A 20,830-nucleotide genomic window follows, 5' to 3' on the forward strand; every position below is an offset into this window, starting at 1 on the left:
CAACGGGTGCGGCCATCCGACACGGCGCCGGGGATGTTCACACCTCGACGCTGTCCCCCTCGCGTCGAGGGGCACGGAGCAATCGCCACGCCACCAGCAGCAGCGCGACCGCGCCGAGCAGAAGCAGCACCGTGGTGTCGGACAGGGCGGCGGTGAGACGCAACACCCGGTCTTCGAGATCGACACTGGCGTCGGCATTTCCGGCGATGATCGAGCCGCCGTCGGAAAGTAGGAACAGTGCGCCGACGGCGATGAAGAACACGCCCGAGAGCAGCGATGTGGTGTGCAGGTGGAGACGCCCGATCGTGATCGGGCGGCCGCGCAGCCAGCGGCGGCGACCGAGGTCGAAGCGATCCCAGAGCAGGGCCAGGACGAACAGCGGCAGGGCCATGCCCAGCGCGTAGACGGCGAGCAGGGTGCCGCCGTGCACCGGCGAGGAACTCAGGGCCGCCACCGTGAGAATCGAGCCGAGAATCGGGCCGACGCAGAATCCGGACAGTCCGTAGACCATGCCGAGCAGATAGACCGCACCAGACTTCTCGGATCCGCCGTGCTTGGCCATTCCGCGTTGGGCGAAACCGAAAGCGAAACCGCGACCGAGCATCTGCACCACTCCGAGCGCGATGATGGTCCAGCCGCCGATGGCGATCACGAGTTCGCGATGCCGGGTCAGCACGCCCCCGAGCAGTGATCCGGCCGCACCGAGCGGCACCAGGGTGGTGCACAGGCCGAGGTAGAAGATGCCGGTGCGGGACATCAATTTCCCGGTGGCACCGAAGGAGTACGCGAAGAAGCTCGGCAGCAGCAGTGCGCCGCACGGGCTCAGCAAAGCCAGCACTCCACCGAGAAACGCTGCGGCATAACCGATTCCGGAGCTCACTTGACGCCCTCCCGGTCGCGTAGCCCGGCTTCGATCACCGCGATCATCTGCTCGACCGGCCGCGCGCCCAGGATCGGCCGCCCATTGATCAGGAAGGCCGGCGTGGAGCCGACTCCGATCCCGATCGCCTCGCTCATATCGGCGTCCACGGCGTCGCGCGCCGCATCGGAATTCAGGTCCGCCCGGAACTTGGCGATATCGGCGACCCCGGCGCGCATCGCCCACTCGGTCACGGTGTCATCGGTGTACGCACCGGTGTTCTTCTTCTCCGGCGAATGGGCGAACAGCAGATCGTGCATCTCCCAGAAGCGGCCCTGCTGCCCCGCCGCCCAGGCGGCCCGCGCCGCCACCTCGGATTCCGGCCCGAAGAACGCCATACTCCGCCACTCGATGCGCAACTGCCCGCTGTCGAGATACCGCCGCACCAGTTCCGGTTCGGTGTGCTGGGCGAACTGTTGGCAGTACGGGCATTGGAAATCGGAGTATTCGATCATCACCACCGGTGCGTCCACCGCACCGCGCGCCATGGGGTCGGCGGCGTCTCGGCGCGCCAGGGCGGCCAGCTGCCGAATGATCTCGTCGTCCGCCGTCGACGTGGCCGCCGAATCCGCCCGTGCGGATTCCTCGGTGCGTGTGTGGGCGATCTGCGAGATCGCGATCACGAGCAAGGCCACCGCGGCGAACACCGCGAGACCCGCCCCGATTTTCGCGATGGCCGGTCGAGCGGACGGCCGTGCGGCCGGGGTGTTCCGGACACGGCGCTGGGAACGATTGGACATGGGAGACTCCTGACTACGCACGTCCGGCGTGGACGCGCGACCTACGACTCGAGGACATGCCGAATACAGCCCGCCCGCCGACGGCGAGTCGGTGCTGTCCGGGGTCGTCTAAATCCGCAGGACAGTAGTCAGATCCAGTGGTGATATCGGCGGGCCCGTCGTCTCGATCGGCACCGGCCGCACGGAAGGTGAGCGTCCGGCCACGGCCGGGTCCGGCGTCTCCCGGATCGCGACCGGTATCCGGATGTCCTCCCGATGCGACGCGGCATCCCGCAGCGGCGTCGGGGGCTGTTCAGGCATCTTCCGGCAACCCGGTGCCTTGTCCGCGTTCACCGCGACGGCCGCCGTACCGGTCGCCTCCGCCGCCGCTCCGGCGGACACCGCCGCCACCTCCGGAACCCGCTGGGCAGTCGGAGACCGATCAGCGGACGCACATGCCGCGACCAGGCTGACAACCAGGCCGAGAACAGCCGTCACCACGACTCCGACCAGCGCGGGACGGCGCTGCGAAGCCACCCGTCGACGCGAACCGGATCGGAGACTCACGCCGCCGAGTGTACGACACCGCCACGGACGGGCCGGATTACAGTGCAGACGGGCAACCCTTCGGACACTGCCCCAGCTCGGGCGTGCGGGAATCCTTCCGCGCCAGCGTGCCGTACGCGGTGTTCGACCGGCCCGACAGTCCACTGTCGGGTGGCCTATGCTCGGACAGCGGTTGATCCGTTGCGTCACATCGGGGGATGTTGAATGAGCTTTCGCACACCGGCCCGGCCGGTGGATATCGAGGAGACTTTTCCGGAACTGGCCGCGCTGCGCCTGGATACGGTGCGATTGCATCCCAGGCCCGGTCGGCCGACGGCCACGGACAGTTCGGTCGGCGGGCCGCTGCGGTGGCCGGAGGATGAACCGTGGCCGGTCTGCGAGGAGCCGCATTTCGGGATCGCCTCGGCCACAGCGGTCGACGACGAGGTGCCCATGGTGCCGATCGTGCAGGTGTGGCGGCGGGACGCTCCCGGACTCCCGTTTCCGGAGGGCCGTGACCTCCTCCAGGTGCTGTGGTGCCCGCTCGATCACGAAGAGCTCGAATGTCCACGCCCACAGGTGTTCTGGCGAGACTCGGCGACGGCTGGAACGATGCGGACGGCCCCGGCGCTGCCCGCGGCCGCCGAGCCGGAATACATCCCGTCACCGTGCCTGGCGCATCCGGAGCAAGTCGCCGAGTACCCCAGCTGGGATCTGGAACTGCACCCTCGCCTCAGAGGTGCGCTGCGACCCCGGTTCGAGCAGCTCACGGCGGACACCGGCTGGGAGTATCAGTACCACCTGTCCACCGCCCCGGGCATCAAGCTCGGCGGATATCCGGGCTGGTCCACCGATCCGGTCTGGCCCGACTGCGCGTCCTGCGGGCAGCGCATGGAGCATCTGCTCACCGTGCCGAGTTCGGAATACGACGGCGAGAGCTGGCGCACCTGGCTGCCGCTGGAGGAGCGGACGGCACCCGCGATCCGGGCGGACTCCTACTACCCGACCGATCGACTCGAACCGGTCGGCGTTCACATCGGCCGCTCCGGAGGCGTCTACATCTTCGAATGCCGTCGATGCCCGGACCGCCCGATCGCCCACGAGCACGATTGATCCGGCCGCTCCACAAGAATTCGATTCCTCGCGGCGGCACGACCCCACTAGTGTGCTGCCGTGAGCGAGAGCATCGACGAACCGCACCGGTTCACACCCGTTCCGGATCCCCGTCCGGCCGACGAACCGTGGCCGGAGATGATCTGGCCGGTGCCCGCGACGACGGAGTTGGTCGGTGCGACGGTGCGGCTGACACCGCTCGACCCGGCCGCGGACGCGACGGCGCTGTTCGCGGCGCTCGATCACGACCGGGTGTGGGCGCACGTGCCGTGGCGGCCGTCGGATCCGCTGCGATTTCGCGAGCACTTGGAAGTCACCGGCCGGCAACCGGATTGGCAGCTGTGGACCGTGCGGACTCGGCGGCGCATCGGCGACGTGGACGCCGACACGATGGTGGGGGTCACCGCCTATCTCGCGGTGTCCGCGCGTGATGCGGCGATGGAGATCGGGTTCACGCTGTACGACCCGGCGGTATGGGCGACGAGCGTCAATCCCGAAACCAAGCTGCTGCTCCTCGAATTCGCGTTCGAACAGTTGCGCGTGGGGCGGGTGCAGCTGAAAACCGATGTGCGCAACCATCGTTCACAGCAGGCCATCGCGCGTCTCGGCGCTCGCTACGAGGGGGTGCTGCGCCGCAACTTCCGTCGCGCCGACGGCACCGTTCGTGACAGCGTGCTGTTCTCGATCATCGCCGAGGACTGGCCCGCGACCCGAACGCGGCTGACCGCTCGGCTCGACCGGGCCGTGCGAGCCGGCAACGGGGCACCGTAGACCGATATCGCCGGTGATCCGGTCGGCGCGGCGATGATCAGGCGACCGGACCGCGGCGTTCGAGCAGGACGGTGTCGCGCCATTCGCCGTCGAGGCGGGCGATGCGCTCGCGCACGCCGATGGTGCGGAAGCCCGCCGCGTGATGCAGGGCGATACTCGCGCGGTTCTCGGGGAAGATCGAGTTCTGCAGCGTCCACAGGCCCGCCTCGTCGGCGGTGCACACCTGGGTGCGCAGCAGCGCCTTGCCGACACCGCGGCCCCGCATGCTCGCGGCCACGTAGACCGAGGTTTCGGCGACGCCTCGGTAGCAGTCACGGCGGGAGACAGGGGCCAGCGCCGCCCAGCCCACGACCGCGCCGTCGATCTCGGCGACCCAGCGATGCCCGGGCAGCCAGGTGGCATCGAGGTCCGCGCGCTCCGGCACCTCCGTTTCGAAAGTCGCATTGCGCGTGGCGATTCCCTCACCGTAGATGCGGAGCACGGCGTCCCAGTCGGCATCGGTCATGGCGCGGACGGTGACATCGTCGGGGATGTCCTGGGGGCAGCACGGTTGCGGCGGCAGCACGCCCATGACGGCGTCGGCGGCATGCGGCAGACCGGTGCAGCAGGCGGGGTTGACGGTGACCACGGTGCTGGTGCGTTCCTTGTGCACCAGCACGAACCCCACATCGGCGAGTTTGCGCACGTGGTGGGAGACGGTCGGCTGGCCGATGCCGAGGGCTTCGGCGATCTCCCCCACCGTGATCCCGGCCGGTCGACTGGCGACGTGGTGCAGCAGGCGCACCCGCGTCGGGTCGGCCAGGCAGGCGAACCAGCCCGCGTAGGTGGTCGCATCGGCGACCGGGAGGGTGTCCACGCGGTATTCGGCCCGCACGACCGGCATATCCAGCGACGTCATGCCCTCCACTATATCGATGTACATCAATGGTTGCTTTCATCGACAGTGGTCGATAGAGTTCGAAGCACTAAATCGATGAGTATCGATGGAAGGATCTTCCGATGAACGAGTTGCCTGTGGTCGTGGTGGGAGCCGGGCCGATCGGCTTGGCGGCGGCGGCCGAACTGGGGGAACGCGGACTGCGCCCGCTGGTGTTCGAACGCGGCGAGCGGGCGGGCGCGGCGGTGTCGGAGTGGAATCATGTGCGGCTCTTCTCCCGCTGGGGTGAGCTGATCGCCCCGGCCGCCCGGCGGCTGCTGGAGTCCACCGACTGGACCGCACCGGATCCGAATACGTATCCGACCGGGCGGGATTGGGCGCACGACTACTTGCTTCCGCTGGCGGATGCCTTGGGCGACAAAGTGGTTCGACTCGGTGTCGAGGTGGTCGGGGTGACGCGGCGCGGTCGCGACCGGGTGGTGGGCGCGGGACGCGACACCGAACCGCTGATCGTGCGGCTGCGCTCCGCCGACGGCGAAGAGCGGGTCACCGCAGGCGCGGTCATCGACGCCTCGGGCACCTGGACCGGACCGAATCCCCTGGGCGGCGACGGACTGCCCGCCCTCGGGGAATCCGCTGCGGCCGCGGCGATCTCATATCGGGTACCCGACCTGGACGATGCGCGCGAGCGGGCCCGGTACGCCGGTGCGCACACCGTCATCGCGGGCAGCGGTCATTCGGCGCTGACCGCGATCGTGGCCCTGGCGGCACTGGCGAAGGACGCCCCGGGCACCCGGTTGACCTGGGTACTGCGCCGGGGCGAGGTCGGCGACACCTTTGGCGGCGGCGCGGCCGATCAGCTGCCCGCACGCGGCGCCCTCGGCCTGCGCGCCAAGGCCGCCGTCGACGCCGGACTGCTCCGGCTCGTCACCGGGTTCCGCACGGCGGCAGTGGAATCCGACGGCGAACGGATCACGCTGACGGCCGAGTCCGGCACTCGCGTCGAAGGCGTGGACCGAGTGGTGGCGCTGACCGGCTTCCGGCCGGAGCTGTCGTGGCTGTCGGAGCTCCGCCTCGACCTGGACCCGGTGCTCCAGGCCCCGGTGCGGCTCGCCCCGCTCATCGACCCGAACGTGCATTCCTGCGGCACGGTGTACCCACACGGCGCGGCCGAGCTGTCGCATCCGGAGCCCGGGTTCTACCTCGCGGGCATGAAGAGTTACGGTCGCGCGCCGACCTTCCTGGCGCTCACCGGATACGAGCAGGTCCGCAGCATCGCCGCCGAACTCGCCGGGGATCGTGAGTCCGCCGCCCGCGTCGAACTCACCCTGCCCGAGACGGGAGTCTGCGGCGGAGCGGGCGTGGTCGACGAATCCGAGCCGGACGGCGACGGCGGTGGCTGCTGCGGATCCCCGACACCGCAGCTGATCTCCCTGGGGTCGGTCCGCGCCGATTCCTGATCGATGGCGACGACATCGCGCGGCGACTCCTCCGGGCGCGGTGATCGGATGGCGGGTGAGCCCGACTCCGAGACCGCGCCGCGGACGGGCGCGCTCACCCGTGCCGGACTGCGCCGCGTCCTGGCCGTGCTGTGCCTCACCGAGATCACCAGCTGGGGCGTGCTCTACTACGCGTTCCCGGTGCTGGCCGTATCGATCACCCGCGATACCGGATGGTCGGCGCGGGTGATCACGGCGGCGTTCTCGATCAGCCAGCTGACCGCCGCCTTGATCGGGATCCCGGTCGGCCGCGTACTCGATCGCGCCGGTCCACGCGGGGTGATGACCGCCGGATCGGCGGTGGGCGCGGCGGCACTGGTCGTCGTGGCCACCGCACCGAATCTCGCGGTGTTCTTCACCGGTTGGTTCGCGGCCGGAACCGCCATGGGCGCGGTGCTGTACCCGCCCGCCTTCGCCGCGCTGACCCGCTGGTGGGGTGCGGAGCGGGTGCGCGCGCTCATGATCCTGACGCTGGCCGCCGGACTGGCCAGCACCCTGTTCGCACCGCTGACCGCCGTGCTGGCGCAGCGATCCGATTGGCGGACAACCTATCTGGCGCTCGCGGTCGTCCTCGCCGTGGTGACGGTGCCCGCGCACTGGGCAGGATTGCGCGGCGCGTGGCCGCATCCGCCCGCGCCGGTCACCGCCGCGTTCGACGACCATACCGCCATCGCCCGCAGCCGCGCGTTCACCGCCCTGGTGATCACGCTGTGTGTGACCGCGTTCGTGACCTCCGCCGGATTGTTCAATCTCGTTCCGCTCCTCCAGGAGCGCGGGTTCTCCCCGGAACTGGCGGCGCTGGCACTCGGTCTCGGCGGGGCCGGGCAGCTGCTGGGGCGTATCGGCTACTTGGCGTTGGCCGCCCGCACCAGCGTGGCGGCGCGGACGGTGGCTATCGTCGCGGCGACCGCGCTCGCGACCGCGCTGCTCGGCGTCGGCACCACGGTGCCGGTCTTGATCACCATCGGCATCGGCGCCGGAGTGGTTAGGGGATTGTTCACCCTCATCCAGGCCACGGCCATCACCGACCGTTGGGGCGCAACCCATTACGGCCGACTGAACGGCCTGCTGGCCGCACCGGTCGTCATCGTCATGGCGTTGGCCCCCTGGGCAGGCAGCCTGCTCTCGGCCTGGACCGGCGACTACGCCCGCGCCTACCTCGCACTCGCCCTCCTCGCGGCACCGGCCTCCGTACTGGCCGCACGCACCGTTCGAATCTCGCGCTGAACGAAAGGGGCACCATGCCCACCGAATACGACGCCCTCATCGTCGGCGGCGGCCAGTCCGGACTCGCCGCCGCCCACCATCTGACCCGCCGTGGCCTGTCCGTCGCCATCCTGGAGGCCGGGACGGAGCCGGTGGGGTCCTGGCCGCGCTACTACGACAGCCTCACCCTGTTCTCCCCCGCCCGCTACAGCTCGCTACCGGGCCTGCCCTTCCCGGGTGATCCGGATCGCTACCCGCACCGCGACGAGGTCGTCGCCTACCTGCGCCGCTACGCCGCAACCCTCGACGCCGACATCCGCCTCGGTGAACGGGTCGAATCGGTCACCCATCGGGATCACGTCTTCACCGCTCACACCGCGACCGGCGGCACGTTCAGCGCACCCCGACTGATCGCCGCCAGCGGCACCTTCGGCGCACCACACCTGCCGACGCTGCCCGGCCAGACCGGTTTCGCCGGAAAGCTGTTGCACGCCAGCGACTATCGAGCACCCGATGCCTTCGACGGCCAGCAGGTGATCGTGGTGGGTGCGGGCAACTCCGCCGTCCAGATCGCCACCGAACTCGCCGCCACGGCAACCGTCACCCTCGCCTCCCGCACACCGGTGCGATTCTTCCCGCAACGTCCACTCGGTCGCGACGTGCATTTCTAGCTGCGCACAACCGGATTCGACACTCTCCCCCTCGGCCGCTTCATCCGAAACCCACCAACGCAGCCGGACTTCGACACCGGCCGCTACCGAGCGGCCCTCGCAACCGGCGCACCGACACGCACACGCCTGTTCCCCCATCTCGACGGCGGCACGGCCACCTGGCCGGACGGCACCCGCAGGCCGGTGGACACCATCATCCTGGCCACCGGCTACCGCCCGCACCTGCCCTATCTCACCGACATCGCCGCCCTCACCGACACCGGCCTGCCCCGGCACCGAATGGGGTTGTCCACCACGCATATCGGGCTCGGATACGTCGGCCTCGAATGGCAGCGCAGCCCTTCGTCGAACTCCCTGCGCGGCGTCGGCCGCGACGCGGACCGACTGGCACGGGAGCTGCTCTCGCCGAGACCACGCGCCAGCCGACCGATCGACTGACCGGCGCTTCGACAAGGAATCGCCGATCGGGTCAGCACCCTGACAGTTCACTCGCGCAGGTCCGGTCGCGCGCGATTCGATGGAGGAGAATCGATTGCAGGAGGTATGGAATCCGATGATGCGCGCGAACCACGTCGCCTTCTGGAACGGGGTACGCGTCGAGGGCACCCCCGAGAAGTCCGCCGAGCGCAAGGACCTCGAGCTAGCCATCAGGATCGTCGCTGTATCGCACGCAATCGGTCCGGATTCCTGATCTCGATCGCCGCGTAGCCGGTGCCGATCAACCCGTCGCGCTCGAAATCCTTGAGCACCTTGTTCAGCGACGGCCGCTGCACCCCGATCATGGCGGCGAGGGTGCGCTGGGCCAGCGGCACCTTCCCGTCCACCGACTCGTCCAGCAGCAACTGCGCCACCTGGGTGGGCAGCGGCCGCCCGAGAATGCTCAACAACCGGTTCTGGGCCGCGGAGGTGCGCTGGGCAACACTCGACAGCCAGCGGCGAGTGATGGCCGGACGCGCGGCGAGCAGCTTCTCGAACGCCGCCTGCGACAGGAACAGACAGGTGGTATCCGTCAGTGCCCGTGCGGTGTACATGAGCGGCATATCCAGCAGCAGCGGAATATCCCCGTCGACGTCGCCCGGCCGCAGCACATCGACAATCGCGCGCCGACGACCCGAGCCCACCGACAACTCCACCCGTCCGTGCCGGATCACCCACACTCCGTCGGAGGGACGGCCAGCGGTGAACAGCACCGTTCCGGGCGGCGCTATCCGCAACTCCAGAAAATCCGCCAACGCGGTCAGGTCGTCGGCTCCCAGCGGAGCCGACTCGCCCCGTCCCACGCAACGCGCGATCCACGCCGCCTGACGCAACTGATCGTCGGAGTACGCCTCACCTCCGACCGCCCGCACCAGCTGTGTGAACGGCCGTTCCAGTCGACTCATCGGATCCTCTCGATTCGCGTCGTGCCCCGCATCCACAGACAACCCACCGAGCTCACCCGCTATCGCCTCGACTGTCGCACAGGTGAAGCGACAGGGACACCGACATTGTCATGCACCTGACAATCGATGCGCGACAGCCCGGCCGGGCGAGGTTGGCTGAAGGTGATACCGCGCACCTCGGATCGAGAGGATTTCCGTCATGGCCACCTCGGCTTCCAGCAGCTCGTTCTCCCCGAGCACCGTCACCGGGCGGGCCGTCGGCGTCGCCGCCGGATGGGGTGCACTCCTCGGCTTCGCCGCCGCCATGGTGATGGCCGCCTAGGCGATGATCGCCGCCGCCACCTACCAGAGCACCGGCTTCTTCACCCCGCTCTACCGCATCGCGACCACGTTCATCGCTCCCGACACCATGATGACCTCCATGGCACGCGCGGGCGACGGATCACTGTTCTACTTCTCCTTCGGCCCCGCCGTCCTCGGCGCGGTCATCCACATGATGGTCGGCGCCATGTACGGCGCACTGTTCGCCGTCATCGCCCGCGTCGCCAAACCGCACGGCCTGGCCGTGCTCACCATGGCCGGAATCGTCTGGGGCCTGATCGTTTTCGCGGTGAGCGCCTGGATCGGGCTGCCCCTCGCGGCCGCGATCTTCAGCGGCGGCGATCCGATCAGCGATATGGCCAGCATGGTCGGCTACCCGACCTTCATCGTCGAACACCTGCTCTTCGGCGGCGCACTCGGCATGCTGCTGGCCTGGCGCGCACATCGGCAGTAGGCCGCCCGGCACCACTCTGGTGTCGGCATCGTCATAGCCTACGCGGTCATTGATCGTGTATTCGGGCCGAGCGTCAGGAACTGGTTTCGACCGTGAGACCGGGTTTGCGGGCGAGCACCCGGAAGGTCACCCCGCCACGTCCGGTGCGTGTCACCGATTCCACCGCGAATCCCGCGTCCCGCAAGTACGGGACGGGGTCGCGGGTCAGGTAGTCGGCCGCGAATCGCACAGTGATCGGCTCGATCAGGCGCATCACCCTCGCGCCCAGCCGGTTTCGGGATGGGCCGTGCTCGGCGAGCACGAACAGTCCGCCTGGGCGCAGCACCCGGTGCGCCTCGCGAGAGGCGGCGAGTGGGTCGGGGATCGTGCAGAAGGTGTAGGTCGAGACGACGGTGTCGATCGAGGCGTCGGGCAGGTCCAAGTGCTCTACATCGCCGTGGTGCAAGCTGAACCGTTCCGTGTCGGCGGCCGAGACGCGGCCACGGGCGATGCGCAGCATTTCTCGAGACAGATCCACTGCGATGATGTTGGTGACGTCCGAGCCGTAGAGAGGAATATTCAATCCGGTGCCGACGCCGATCTCGAGCACGGTGCCCGATGCCTGTGCCACCGCCCAGGTGCGGGCGTTGCCGAGCATGAACCTTTCCGACCTGGTGATCTGTCGGTCGTAGCCGGCGGCGAGTCGGTCGAATATCCGCTCGACCTTGCCAGCTCCATATGCGGCTGTCATACCTGTACACCCAACCAGCTCTGACGTCTCACCACATCAGGGACAACCCCCAAACTGCCACCGGTACTGTCGAATTCGCATCGTCAGACCGCTCCCACGGATTCACCGGATGGGCCGCCGGGACCGTGCTGCGCAGCGCGGGCACCGCCATGTCTTCGCACACTGCTCGCGGTCATCGGCGATGTCGCCGACCCGGTGTGGCGTGGTCGCGGACCTGCTGGATCTGCACGCCACAGTGTGGGCAGCCACCCTCGTCAGTGCCGCCGTGGCCGTCGCATGTACGAGACTCGTCGATCCGAAAGCGCGTGAGGGGCAAATCGGCGAGCCAGATCGGGGTCCGAGTTTCTCCCGTTCGGAGCTGTCAGCGCGGTTCCTGGTGTTCGCTCATGGAGACGAACTGTCCGTGCCAGTCGTGATACCAGACCTCGCCCGAATAGCAGTGTACGGACAGCATTCCGGTCACCGTGTCGCCGCGGAGGGTGTGCAGGGTGTAATAGCCGGGGAACGCGTCGGGCCCCGCGGGTGTCTCATCGGATCGGTTGTCGCGCAGCCATTGTCCGGCGATGTCGCGCGCTCGGTCTGCATCGACGGTGCAGGTGCTGCTGGAGCGGCCGTGATGATGCATGCCGTAGGTGGTGTTCCACATCATGGCCGGACCCCACTCGAGCTGGGTGGCGCCGGTGCGCGGATCGATCAGTACCTCGGTCGCCCCGTTGCCGTCGGAATCCACTAGTTCGGCGTAGAAACCGTTGTCGAACTGCATTACCTCTCCGACGTCGAGTCCCCACCGCCGCGCGAACTCCTGTGCACTGTCTTCGGCGGCGGCGAGATCACGGACGGGCCCTCCTCCGCCGACGGTGTATCCCATCATCGGCCCCGGTGTGGTCCGCCAGCCGTCCCGGCCACCCACCCATGCGATCGAGCCGACGAGTGCGGCGAATGCCGCGACTAGAACGGCGAGCAGCAACCAGCGGGAGCGATTGCGGCCCATCATGTCTCCCGTCCTCGCCCGGTCAGCTGAGCTCGTGCCTCGGCGTAGGTCTTCGCGTCGATCTCGCCGCTGGCGAATCGCCGATCCAAGATCTCCGAAGGCGTCTCCCGGTGCGGGGTCGTGCGATCCGACGACCGCTGGGTCAGAGTGACCGCGGCCCAGACGATCACACCGATCAGGAGTATCCAGACCACCGGCATCAGCATCATCCAACCCCCACCCCAGCCCCAGTCGTAGCCGTGCATCATGTCGTCACCTCCGTCAGACGAGCAACCTCGTCCTTCCACGATGGCCACCCCTGCTAACAGACGCACAGGGGAATTGGTCCTGAATCTGCATGTCTCGATACCCCGCCTCGGAATCGGGACCGGTCGCAAGCACCCGGCGCGGGGTGTCGGGGAGCGTTTGAAAGCACATCCACCTAGCACCGCGTCACGGGCCGTGAGAGTGCAACGCGAGCCGTCCGACGGCAGGGGAGGCAAGGGACCTCCGCCCTCCCGGTTTCCGGACGAAGGTCGCTATCGCACACCGAGCCCGGATGCGATGGTCGATTCTCGAACGATAAACCGAACCCCTCCGGGAGCCCGGCGATGATTGCCTTCGCGGCCAGAAACCTTGCCAAGGAGCGTATGCGCCTGGCCATTTCCGTGGGTGGGGTAGCGCTGGCGGTAATGCTGATCGTGCTGCTGCGTGGGTTGTATGTGTCCTACGAGAACAAGGTCAGCGGGTACTTCGAACGTATCCCGGCCCAGCTGTGGGTGGTGCAACAGGGCACCGCGGACTTCTTCCACTCCTACTCGATCGTCGCCGACGGCGAGAGGGAGCAGATCGCGGCCACACCCGGGGTGACGTTCACGTACCCGTACCTCGCCCGTCAGGTCGGTTTCACCCTGCACGGGGAGCCAGCCCTGCTCTACCTGGTCGGGTTCGACCCGACGCTACCGGTCGCGGGCCCGGCCCAGCTCGAATCCGGCTCCGCGGCACCGAACGACAGCGGGATCATCGTGGATCAGGTGTTCGCGGCCGAGCACGGTGTGCACCTCGGCGACGACCTGGTGCTGAACGGGATCACCCTGCGTGTCACCGGAATCAGCAGCGGTGGCGACATGGTGATGTTCCAGTACGCCTACGTGACCACGGCGACCGCCCGGCAGGTGCTCTCCATGCCCGACACCGACAACGGCATACTCGTCGGGCTCGCCCCCGACGCCGACCGGGCCGCGGTGATCGCCCGGATCGAAGCGCTGTCACCGCAGCTGTCGGTGCGTGACACCGCGTCGGTGGTCGCAGCCAACCAACGGGTGATCACCGGCAGCTTCCTACCGGTGATCACCGTCCTGCTGATCATCGGATTCGCCGTCGGTGTCGCGGTCGTCGGCCTGACCATCTATTCGGCCGTGCTGGAGAAGCGCCGCGAGTACGGGGTGCTCAAAGCGCTCGGGGCCCGCGCCCGACAGCTCACCGTCACCGTCGCCGCCCAGGCATTGATCGCCGCGCTCGCCGGCTATGCGGCCGGTATCGGACTCGCCGTGGCCGCCCGTTCCGCCGCGAAACGGTGGGTGCCGGCGTTCGTCTCCGATATCGTCGCCGCTGACCTCGCGTGGATCGCGGCCGCGACGGTGGCGATGGCCGTGGTGGCTTCGCTGATTCCCTTGGCTCGCATCGCGCGCATCGATCCGGCCGAGGTGTTCCGGTCATGACGGTGCTGCGACTGGACCACGTCACCAAGACCTTCGGTCGAGGCGAGACCGCGGTCCGAGCCGTCGACAGGGTTGATCTAGCCGTCGCGGTCGGCGAACTGATCGTCGTCATGGGCCCCTCGGGATCGGGCAAGAGCACCCTGTTACAGCTGATGGGTGCGCTGCTCTCACCCAGCGAAGGGGAGATCCGCATCCAGGACCGGCCGCTGTCGGGTCTCGGGCATGCCGAGTTGGCCCGGCTGCGGTTGCATGAACTCGGTTTCGTATTCCAGTCGTACAATCTGCTGGGCGCGCTCAGCGCGCTCGAGAATGTCGCCCTGCCCGCCGCATTGGCCGGAGCCTCCCACCGCACTCGCCGCGATCGTGCGGAGGCGCTGCTGGCTCGGCTGGGTCTGGCGCATCGGAGCCGACACCGTCCGGACGCGTTGTCCGGCGGGGAGCAACAGCGCGTCGCCATCGCCCGAGCCCTGATCAACGATCCGTCGCTGCTGCTGGCCGACGAGCCCACCGCGAATCTGGATGCCGCCTCGGGCTATCAGGTACTGCATCTGCTGCAGGAGATCGCCGCCGACGAGCGAAAGACCATCGTGATCGTGACCCATGATCACCGCATCACCGCTGTCGCCGATCGCCTGCTGTGGTTGGCCGAGGGGCAACTGCGGGACCGCGAAACCGCGTTCGTCACCGCCGCGGATCCCGTCTGCGGCATGGAGATCATGGTCGAACGCGCCGCCGGCCACCGCACCGCGGGCGGCCGCACCCTGTACTTCTGCTCCCGGATATGCCTGGACAAATACGACGCCGACCCGCAGCGGTACCGGTCGGCGGTGCCGAACGACGAAGGGCAGGGCACACGATGACCGGTCACACCATCGACACATCCGCAGCGGTGTCCGCGCGGGAATGGGTATGTCCCATGCACCCCGACATCATCCGGTCGGCGCCCGGTCAGTGCCCGGTCTGCGGCATGACTTTGCAGCCACGCCAACCAGACCCGGACGCGTCCGGCGATGCCGAACTGGCCGATATGACACGGCGGTTCTGGGTCAGCGCCGCGTTGTCGGTTCCCATCGCGGTGCTGGGTATGACGAGCATCGCGCCGTCGTCGATCTCGCACTGGGCGCAGCTGGCGTTGACCACCCCGGTCGTGTTGTGGGGGACTTGGCCGATTTTCGTGCGGTTCGCGCGCTCGCTGATTCCGCCGCGGCCCAACATGTTCACCCTGACCGGACTCGGTATCGGCGTCGCCTACCTCTACAGCGTGGTCGCCGTGACCGCGCCCGGGGCCTTCCCCGAGTCCCTTCACACCGGCGAATCCGGCCCACCGGTGTATTTCGAAGTCGCGGCGATCATCGCCACCCTCGTACTGCTCGGGCAGGTCCTCGAGCTCCGAGCCCGGGGCTCGACCAACGCCGCCATCCGGTCACTGCTGGAACTGGCTCCCAAGACGGCACGCCGGATCGAACCCGACGGCACCGAACACGATGTGGCACTCGACCGGATACGGGTCGGCGACCGGCTGCGGGTACGACCCGGTGAGAAGGTGCCCGTGGACGCGATCGTCGTCGAAGGCCGCTCCTCGATCGACGAATCGATGATCACCGGTGAACCGATCCCGGTGGAGAAGACCGAAGGCGACAAGGTCATCGGCGCCACGGTCAACGGCACCGGCTCGCTGATCGTCCAGGCCCGCCGCGTCGGCGCCGACACCCTGCTGGCCCAGATCGTGAACATGGTCAGCGAGGCCGGGCGCAGCCGCGCCCCCATCCAACGCCTCGCCGATATCGTCTCCGGATACTTCGTGCCCGTAGTCCTGATCATCGCGGCCGTCACCTTCGCGGTGTGGGTGACCTGGGGACCGGCCCCCGCACTGGCCTACGCCATCCTCAACGCCATCGGCGTCCTGATCATCGCCTGCCCCTGCGCACTCGGCCTGGCCACGCCCATGTCGATCGTGGTCGCGTCCGGGAAAGGAGCGGGCTTCGGGGTGTTGTTCTCCGACGCCGCCGCCATCGAAACCCTGCGCCGAGTCGACACTCTCGTGGTGGACAAGACCGGCACCCTCACCGAAGGACATCCCCGCCTGCACGACGTCGTGGCGCTCGAGACCCACGATGAGACGGACGTGGTGCGACTGGCCGCCTCGCTGGAACGCGGCAGCGAACACCCGCTCGCCGCCGCCATCGTCGCGGGCGCATCCGACCGTGGCATCGCACTGTCACCCGTCAGCGATTTCCAGGCTGTCCCCGGCAAGGGCGTCACCGGCAGCATCGACGGCCGGCACCTCGCGCTGGGCAACGACACACTCATGGCCGCACACCACATCGACACCGCCGCCACGACAGCACACGCGAACAGCCTTCGCGCCGAGGGAAAAACGATCATGTACTTGGCCTCCGACGGCGTACTCGCCGGTATGGTCGCGGTCGCCGATCCGGTCCGCCCGACCACCCCGGAAGCCATCGACGCCCTGCACGCGGCCCGGATACGGATCGTCATGCTCACCGGCGACAACGAAACCACCGCCCACGCCGTCGCCGCCCGTCTCGGCCTCGATGATGTGGTCGCCGGGGTGCTGCCCGACCAGAAGGCCACAATCGTGCGACAACTACAGCAACAAGGCCGATTCGTCGCCATGGCCGGGGACGGCATCAACGACTCCCCGGCCCTGGCCCAGGCCCAGGTCGGTATCGCCATGGGCACCGGCACCGACATCGCTATGCAGACCGCGGGCGTCACCCTGGTGCAGGGCGACCTACGCGGCATCGCCCGCGCCCGCCACCTGTCCGAGGCCACCATGCGCAACATGCGCGAAAACCTGTTCTGGGCCTTCGCCTACAACGCCGTCGGCGTCCCCATCGCCGCCGGCGTGCTGTATCCCGCCTTCGGAATCCTGCTCTCCCCCATGATCGCAGCCGCCGCAATGGCCTTCAGCTCGGTGTCCGTCATCGCCAACGCCCTTCGACTACGCCGTGTCCACATCTGACGGATCCCGCTGTGTCGCAGCGTCGTTCGCGGGCAGCGCCGTCTCGAAGGGGATACGCCGGGGCGCACCCCCACGGAAACGAACAAGTCTCAGAGCTGAGACGGGATGCAGCCGGGACATCAGCCGTCTCCCGAGTCGGAAGACCGACCGTGATCAGGCCAGCTTCAAGCTCCGCCCGATGATCTCCTTCATGATCTCCGTCGTACCGCCGTAGATGGTCTGCACGCGGGCGTCCATGTACGCCTTGGCGATCGGGTATTCGCGCATATAGCCGTAGCCGCCGTGCAGTTGCAGGCATTTGGTGATGAGGTCGATCTGTTCCTCGGTGCTCCACCATTTGGCCTTGGCGGCGTCCTCGGGGGACAGCTTCTCCTGGTTGAGCAGGGTGATGCAGTGGTCGACGAAGACGCGGACGGCGGTGGTCTTGGTGGCGAGTTCGGCGAGGACGAAGCGGGTGTTCTGCTGTGCGCCGATGGGTTTGCCGAACGCCTTGCGGTCACGGACGTACTGGCAGGTCAGGTCCAGACAGGATTCCATGGCGGCGGCGGCCATGACGGCGATGGACAGGCGCTCCTGCGGGAGGTTCTGCATGAGGTGGATGAAGCCCATGCCCTCGGTGCCGAGCAGGTTCTTGCCGGGGACGCGCACATTGTCGAAGGAGAGTTCGGCGGTGTCCTGCGCCTTGAGACCGATCTTGTCGAGATTGCGGCCGCGGGTGAAGCCGGGCATATCACGCTCGACCACGAGCAGGGAGAAGCCCATCGCACCCTTCTCTGGGTCGGTCTGGGCGACCACGATGACGATATCGGAGTTGATGCCGTTGGTGATGAAGGTCTTGGAGCCGTTGAGGATCCAGTCGTCACCATCGCGGACGGCGCGGGTCTTGATGCCCTGCAGATCGGAGCCGGTGCCGGGCTCGGTCATGGCGATGGCGGTGATGATCTCGCCGGTGCAGAAACCGGGCAGCCAGCGGGCCTTCTGCTCGTCGTTGGCCAGCTCCAGCAGGTACGGCGCGATGACGTCGTTGTGCAGTCCGAAGCCCAGGCCCGAGTACATGCCCTTGGTGGTCTCCTCGGTGACGATGGCGTTGTAGCGGAAGTCCTTCACTCCGCCGCCGCCGAACTCCTCCGGCACCGCCATTCCGAGGAAGCCCTGCTTGCCCGCCTCCAGCCAGACCGCGCGATCCACGATGCCCGCCTCTTCCCACCGCTCGTGGTTCGGGGCGACGTGCTGATCCAGAAACTTGCGGAAGGACTCCCGGAACAGCTCGTGTTCGGGTTCGAAAAGGGTGCGCTCCACGCCGACCTCCTATGTGACCACAGCGGCACTGATGCCTACGTCACATACGGTACACGGAAGTCGAATCGTCGTTTACTTCCGACCCCGAAAAAGTGGGTGGAACTGCGGCTGTATCCGAACCAGTCGCAGTTTGCACCAAACGAACGACCGTAAACCTGACCGTCCAGTCAGGCTGGGTTCGCGGCCTGCATCACCCGACCCAGCAGACTGCGACCGCGATCGGCGTCACGCTGGGCGAGAAGGAAACGGATCTCCTCCTCGAGCGCCTTGCGCACCACGCCCTGCAATTCGAGGGCCGCCTCGGCCGGATCGGAGGCGTCGGCCCACGCACTGGTGTCGATGGGGTCGCCGAGGGAGAAGTAGAAGCGCTCGGGCTTGGGCAGCAGGGTCGGTCCGAGGCCGCGAATCAGCGGCGGGGTGAGGCTGGCGCGCAGGCCCAGCGCCTCCACCAGACCCCGCACCGGGCGCATGACCGGATGCGCGCCGTCGAAGACCACGTCGTACACATCGTCGCCCCCGATCATGCCCATGGGCACGATGGGTGCGCCCGCCTCGATGGCCATCTGCGCGAATCCGGTACGCCCCTTCCAGTTCAGGACGTACTTCTCGTGCTTGCCGCTCATGGCTTCCCGGCCCCCGCCCGGGAATACCGCGACGATCTCCCCCTGCCGCAGCAGGGTGGTGCAGTTGTGCCGGTTGCCGCGCACCACGCCGAGGTGGTGCAGCACATCGCGCAACCCCGGCACGTCGATGAGCACGTTCTCGGCCAGTCCGCGCGCCAGCCGTCCGGTACGGCGCAGGATCTCATGCGCCAGCATGGGCGCGTCCAGGCCACCGGTGAGGGTGTGGTTGCCCACCAGCAGCACCGGCCCGTCGGTCGGCAGCCGGTCCAGTCCGTAGAACCGCGGACTGAACCAGGCCCGCCCCGGCACCGCCAGCACATCGAGCATGCGGCGATCGAGGTCGGACAGTTCCACATGCAGCGGCGCACCGTCGGTGAGCGCCGGACGATCGGTCTTATCGGACAAATACGTGACTCGGTCGGACACGAAATTCCCTCCCTGCAGAAAATTCGATTACGTCATGGTAACGAAAACCACTGCAAGGCACCGATTGTGGGTGTCACACTCCGAACGTGACCCAGCTCACCCGGCGTGCGCGAATTCGGTGAGCACCGCGGCCAGTGCCCGCGGCACCCGCGCCCGCAACCGGGTACCGGACTCCTCGTGCTCCTCACTGAGGATGCGACCGTCCGCATGCACTCGCGAGAGCAGATCGCCACGCGAATACGGCAGCAGCACACCGACTTCCACATCCAGGCCACCGAGAATCTCGGCCAGCCGATCCCGCAGGTCGGTCAGGCCAGCACCGGTGCGCGCGGAGACGAACACCGCATCGGGCATGGCCGCCCGCAACTGGGTCAGCTCCAGCGGATCCAGTGCGTCGATCTTGTTGACCACCAGCAGTTCCCGCGGGGCCGGGGTATCCGACTCGCGCAGCACCTCGGTGACGACCTCGCGCACCGCCTTGATCTGCTGATCGGGCAGCGGATCGGAACCGTCCACCACATGCAGCAGCAGATCCGCGCCGGTCACCTCCTCCAGGGTGGAGCGGAACGCCTCGACCAGCTGCGTGGGCAGATGCCGCACGAAGCCGACGGTATCGGTGAACACCACTTCGCGACCGTCCTCCAGGGCGGCTCGGCGGGTGGTCGGATCCAGGGTGGCGAACAGCGCGTCCTGCACCAGGATTCCGGCGCCGGTGAGCGCGTTCATCAGGCTCGACTTACCGGCATTGGTGTAGCCGACGATGGCGACCTGCGGAATGCCGCTCGAGGTGCGCTTGGAACGCTTGGTGTCGCGGGCGGTCTTCATCTCGCGGATCTCACGGCGCAGCTTGGCCATGCGTTCGCGAATCCGGCGACGGTCGGTCTCGATCTTGGTCTCACCGGGACCGCGCAGACCCACACCGCCATTGCTGCCCGCACGACCACCGGCCTGCCGGGACATGGACTCACCCCAACCGCGCAGCCGCGGCAGCATGTACTCCATCTGGGCCAGCGAGACCTGTGCCTTGCCCTCGCGGGAGGTGGCGTGCTGGGCGAAGATGTCCAGGATCAGGGCGGTCCGATCGATCACCTTGACCTTGACGACCTTCTCCAGCGCGGTCAGCTGGGCGGGGGTCAGTTCACCGTCGCAGATCACGGTGTCCGCGCCGGTGTCGAGCACCACGGCGCGCAGTTCCTCGGCCTTGCCGGAGCCGATGTAGGTGGCCGGGTCCGGCTTGTCGCGGCGCTGGATCAGCGCGTCGAGCACCTCGGATCCGGCGGTTTCGGCGAGCGCGGCCAACTCGGCCATGCTGGCCTCGGCCTGCGTCGCCGTGCCCTCGGTCCAGACACCGACCAGCACCACGCGCTCCAGGCGCAGCTGGCGGTACTCGACCTCGGTGATATCGGTGAGTTCGGTGGACAGCCCGGCCACGCGGCGCAGCGCGCTGCGGTCCTCGAGCTGCAGCTCACCGACGGTGGGATCAGCGGACCAGCCGTTACGGCTGGCCTCGGCGATCTCCTCGGCGGGAGTGAACTCGTACGTTTCTTGTTTGCTCATACACCTCCATGGTCCCACGAAGGAACAAGAAGGCGCATTC

At 68.0% G+C, this 20,830-nt stretch carries 22 protein-coding genes; 11 read left to right on the top strand and 11 right to left on the bottom strand.

Translation table 11 applies throughout. The annotated features are described in order from the left end of the window. Nucleotides 1-37: 37 nt before the first annotated feature. From FOH10_RS19760 to FOH10_RS34880, 3 genes are all read right to left on the bottom strand, one after another. Entirely contained in the window at nt 38-880 is an 843-nt protein-coding gene (locus FOH10_RS19760) for a cytochrome c biogenesis CcdA family protein (protein WP_143981860.1), read from the bottom strand. Then, entirely contained in the window at nt 877-1,659 is a 783-nt protein-coding gene (locus FOH10_RS19765; protein WP_052373137.1) for a DsbA family protein, read from the bottom strand. The genes FOH10_RS19760 and FOH10_RS19765 overlap by 4 nt, the downstream gene beginning before the upstream one ends. Before the next feature lie 108 nt (nt 1,660-1,767). Beyond that, nucleotides 1,768-2,205 carry a hypothetical protein gene (locus FOH10_RS34880; protein ID WP_186000536.1) on the bottom strand — a complete coding sequence of 146 codons (438 nt, stop codon included), beginning with the start codon at nt 2,203-2,205 and terminating at the stop codon, nt 1,768-1,770. A 204-nt stretch (nt 2,206-2,409) separates the two neighbouring features. Between FOH10_RS34880 and FOH10_RS19775 the strand changes: the two genes are divergently transcribed. Together FOH10_RS19775 and FOH10_RS19780 are read left to right on the top strand one after the other, a co-directional pair. Beyond that, on the top strand, nt 2,410-3,297 hold the full coding sequence (locus FOH10_RS19775; RefSeq protein WP_143981861.1) for a DUF1963 domain-containing protein: 888 nt from the start codon (nt 2,410-2,412) through the stop codon (nt 3,295-3,297). A gap of 60 nt (nt 3,298-3,357) precedes the next feature. Continuing rightward, nucleotides 3,358-4,068: a GNAT family N-acetyltransferase gene (locus tag FOH10_RS19780; RefSeq protein WP_244961287.1), complete on the top strand. Its 711-nt coding sequence runs from the start codon at nt 3,358-3,360 to the stop codon at nt 4,066-4,068. Nucleotides 4,069-4,105: 37 nt separating this feature from the next. Here FOH10_RS19780 and FOH10_RS19785 read toward each other — a convergent pair whose 3' ends face one another. Next, the gene (locus tag FOH10_RS19785) at nt 4,106-4,966 is read right to left on the bottom strand and encodes a helix-turn-helix domain-containing GNAT family N-acetyltransferase (protein ID WP_143981862.1); all 861 of its coding nucleotides are present in this window, start codon (nt 4,964-4,966) and stop codon (nt 4,106-4,108) included. Nucleotides 4,967-5,067: 101 nt separating this feature from the next. Between FOH10_RS19785 and FOH10_RS19790 the strand changes: the two genes are divergently transcribed. The 4 genes from FOH10_RS19790 to FOH10_RS35765 all read left to right on the top strand — a co-directional run bounded on the left by FOH10_RS19790 (nt 5,068) and on the right by FOH10_RS35765 (nt 8,759). After that, a complete protein-coding gene (locus FOH10_RS19790; RefSeq protein ID WP_143981863.1) occupies nt 5,068-6,405 on the top strand; it encodes an FAD-dependent oxidoreductase in 1,338 nt (445 codons plus the stop codon). Nucleotides 6,406-6,453: 48 nt separating this feature from the next. Continuing rightward, nucleotides 6,454-7,671 carry an MFS transporter gene (locus FOH10_RS19795; protein WP_143984205.1) on the top strand — a complete coding sequence of 406 codons (1,218 nt, stop codon included), beginning with the start codon at nt 6,454-6,456 and terminating at the stop codon, nt 7,669-7,671. A gap of 14 nt (nt 7,672-7,685) precedes the next feature. After that, complete coding sequence (locus tag FOH10_RS35760) at nt 7,686-8,321, top strand: flavin-containing monooxygenase (protein WP_244961288.1); 636 nt, start codon at nt 7,686-7,688, stop codon at nt 8,319-8,321. Between the two features lie 183 nt (nt 8,322-8,504). Next, nucleotides 8,505-8,759: a hypothetical protein gene (locus tag FOH10_RS35765; RefSeq protein ID WP_244961289.1), complete on the top strand. Its 255-nt coding sequence runs from the start codon at nt 8,505-8,507 to the stop codon at nt 8,757-8,759. 209 nt (nt 8,760-8,968) lie between these two features. On the opposite strand, the gene FOH10_RS19805 is transcribed toward FOH10_RS35765, so the two are convergent. Next, entirely contained in the window at nt 8,969-9,703 is a 735-nt protein-coding gene (locus tag FOH10_RS19805; protein ID WP_143981864.1) for a Crp/Fnr family transcriptional regulator, read from the bottom strand. A gap of 199 nt (nt 9,704-9,902) precedes the next feature. Between FOH10_RS19805 and FOH10_RS36075 the strand changes: the two genes are divergently transcribed. Together FOH10_RS36075 and FOH10_RS19810 are read left to right on the top strand one after the other, a co-directional pair. Beyond that, nucleotides 9,903-10,025, top strand: coding sequence for a hypothetical protein (locus tag FOH10_RS36075; protein ID WP_255056467.1), 123 nt, complete (start codon nt 9,903-9,905; stop codon nt 10,023-10,025). Between the two features lie 3 nt (nt 10,026-10,028). Further along, nucleotides 10,029-10,478: a hypothetical protein gene (locus FOH10_RS19810; protein WP_244961290.1), complete on the top strand. Its 450-nt coding sequence runs from the start codon at nt 10,029-10,031 to the stop codon at nt 10,476-10,478. 73 nt (nt 10,479-10,551) lie between these two features. Here the strand turns inward: FOH10_RS19810 and FOH10_RS19815 are convergent, their stop codons facing one another. The 3 genes from FOH10_RS19815 to FOH10_RS19825 all read right to left on the bottom strand — a co-directional run bounded on the left by FOH10_RS19815 (nt 10,552) and on the right by FOH10_RS19825 (nt 12,447). Further along, nucleotides 10,552-11,208: a class I SAM-dependent methyltransferase gene (locus FOH10_RS19815; protein ID WP_143981865.1), complete on the bottom strand. Its 657-nt coding sequence runs from the start codon at nt 11,206-11,208 to the stop codon at nt 10,552-10,554. 361 nt (nt 11,209-11,569) lie between these two features. After that, a complete protein-coding gene (locus tag FOH10_RS19820) occupies nt 11,570-12,202 on the bottom strand; it encodes a hypothetical protein (protein ID WP_221937846.1) in 633 nt (210 codons plus the stop codon). Then, nucleotides 12,199-12,447 carry an SHOCT domain-containing protein gene (locus FOH10_RS19825; protein ID WP_244961291.1) on the bottom strand — a complete coding sequence of 83 codons (249 nt, stop codon included), beginning with the start codon at nt 12,445-12,447 and terminating at the stop codon, nt 12,199-12,201. The genes FOH10_RS19820 and FOH10_RS19825 overlap by 4 nt, the downstream gene beginning before the upstream one ends. 342 nt (nt 12,448-12,789) lie before the next feature. Between FOH10_RS19825 and FOH10_RS19830 the strand changes: the two genes are divergently transcribed. The 3 genes from FOH10_RS19830 (at nt 12,790) to FOH10_RS19840 (ending at nt 16,885) form a co-directional block, all read left to right on the top strand. Continuing rightward, nucleotides 12,790-13,899 (top strand): ABC transporter permease, encoded by a 1,110-nt coding sequence (locus FOH10_RS19830; RefSeq protein ID WP_143981866.1) that lies wholly within the window; start codon nt 12,790-12,792, stop codon nt 13,897-13,899. Further along, nucleotides 13,896-14,759: an ATP-binding cassette domain-containing protein gene (locus FOH10_RS19835; RefSeq protein ID WP_143981867.1), complete on the top strand. Its 864-nt coding sequence runs from the start codon at nt 13,896-13,898 to the stop codon at nt 14,757-14,759. Before FOH10_RS19830 ends, FOH10_RS19835 begins: the two co-directional genes overlap by 4 nt. A 107-nt stretch (nt 14,760-14,866) precedes the next feature. After that, nucleotides 14,867-16,885 (top strand): copper-translocating P-type ATPase, encoded by a 2,019-nt coding sequence (locus FOH10_RS19840; protein ID WP_244962103.1) that lies wholly within the window; start codon nt 14,867-14,869, stop codon nt 16,883-16,885. 153 nt (nt 16,886-17,038) lie between these two features. On the opposite strand, the gene FOH10_RS19845 is transcribed toward FOH10_RS19840, so the two are convergent. The 3 genes from FOH10_RS19845 to hflX all read right to left on the bottom strand — a co-directional run bounded on the left by FOH10_RS19845 (nt 17,039) and on the right by hflX (nt 20,790). Next, nucleotides 17,039-18,184, bottom strand: coding sequence for an acyl-CoA dehydrogenase family protein (locus tag FOH10_RS19845; RefSeq protein WP_143981869.1), 1,146 nt, complete (start codon nt 18,182-18,184; stop codon nt 17,039-17,041). 167 nt (nt 18,185-18,351) lie between these two features. Next, the gene (locus FOH10_RS19850; protein WP_244961292.1) at nt 18,352-19,233 is read right to left on the bottom strand and encodes a lysophospholipid acyltransferase family protein; all 882 of its coding nucleotides are present in this window, start codon (nt 19,231-19,233) and stop codon (nt 18,352-18,354) included. A 96-nt stretch (nt 19,234-19,329) separates the two neighbouring features. After that, on the bottom strand, nt 19,330-20,790 hold the full coding sequence (gene hflX, locus FOH10_RS19855; protein ID WP_143981870.1) for a GTPase HflX: 1,461 nt from the start codon (nt 20,788-20,790) through the stop codon (nt 19,330-19,332). Nucleotides 20,791-20,830: the final 40 nt, after the last annotated feature.

Origin of the sequence: Nocardia otitidiscaviarum (assembly GCF_007362295.1) — a bacterium.
GTDB lineage: Bacteria > Actinomycetota > Actinomycetes > Mycobacteriales > Mycobacteriaceae > Nocardia > Nocardia otitidiscaviarum.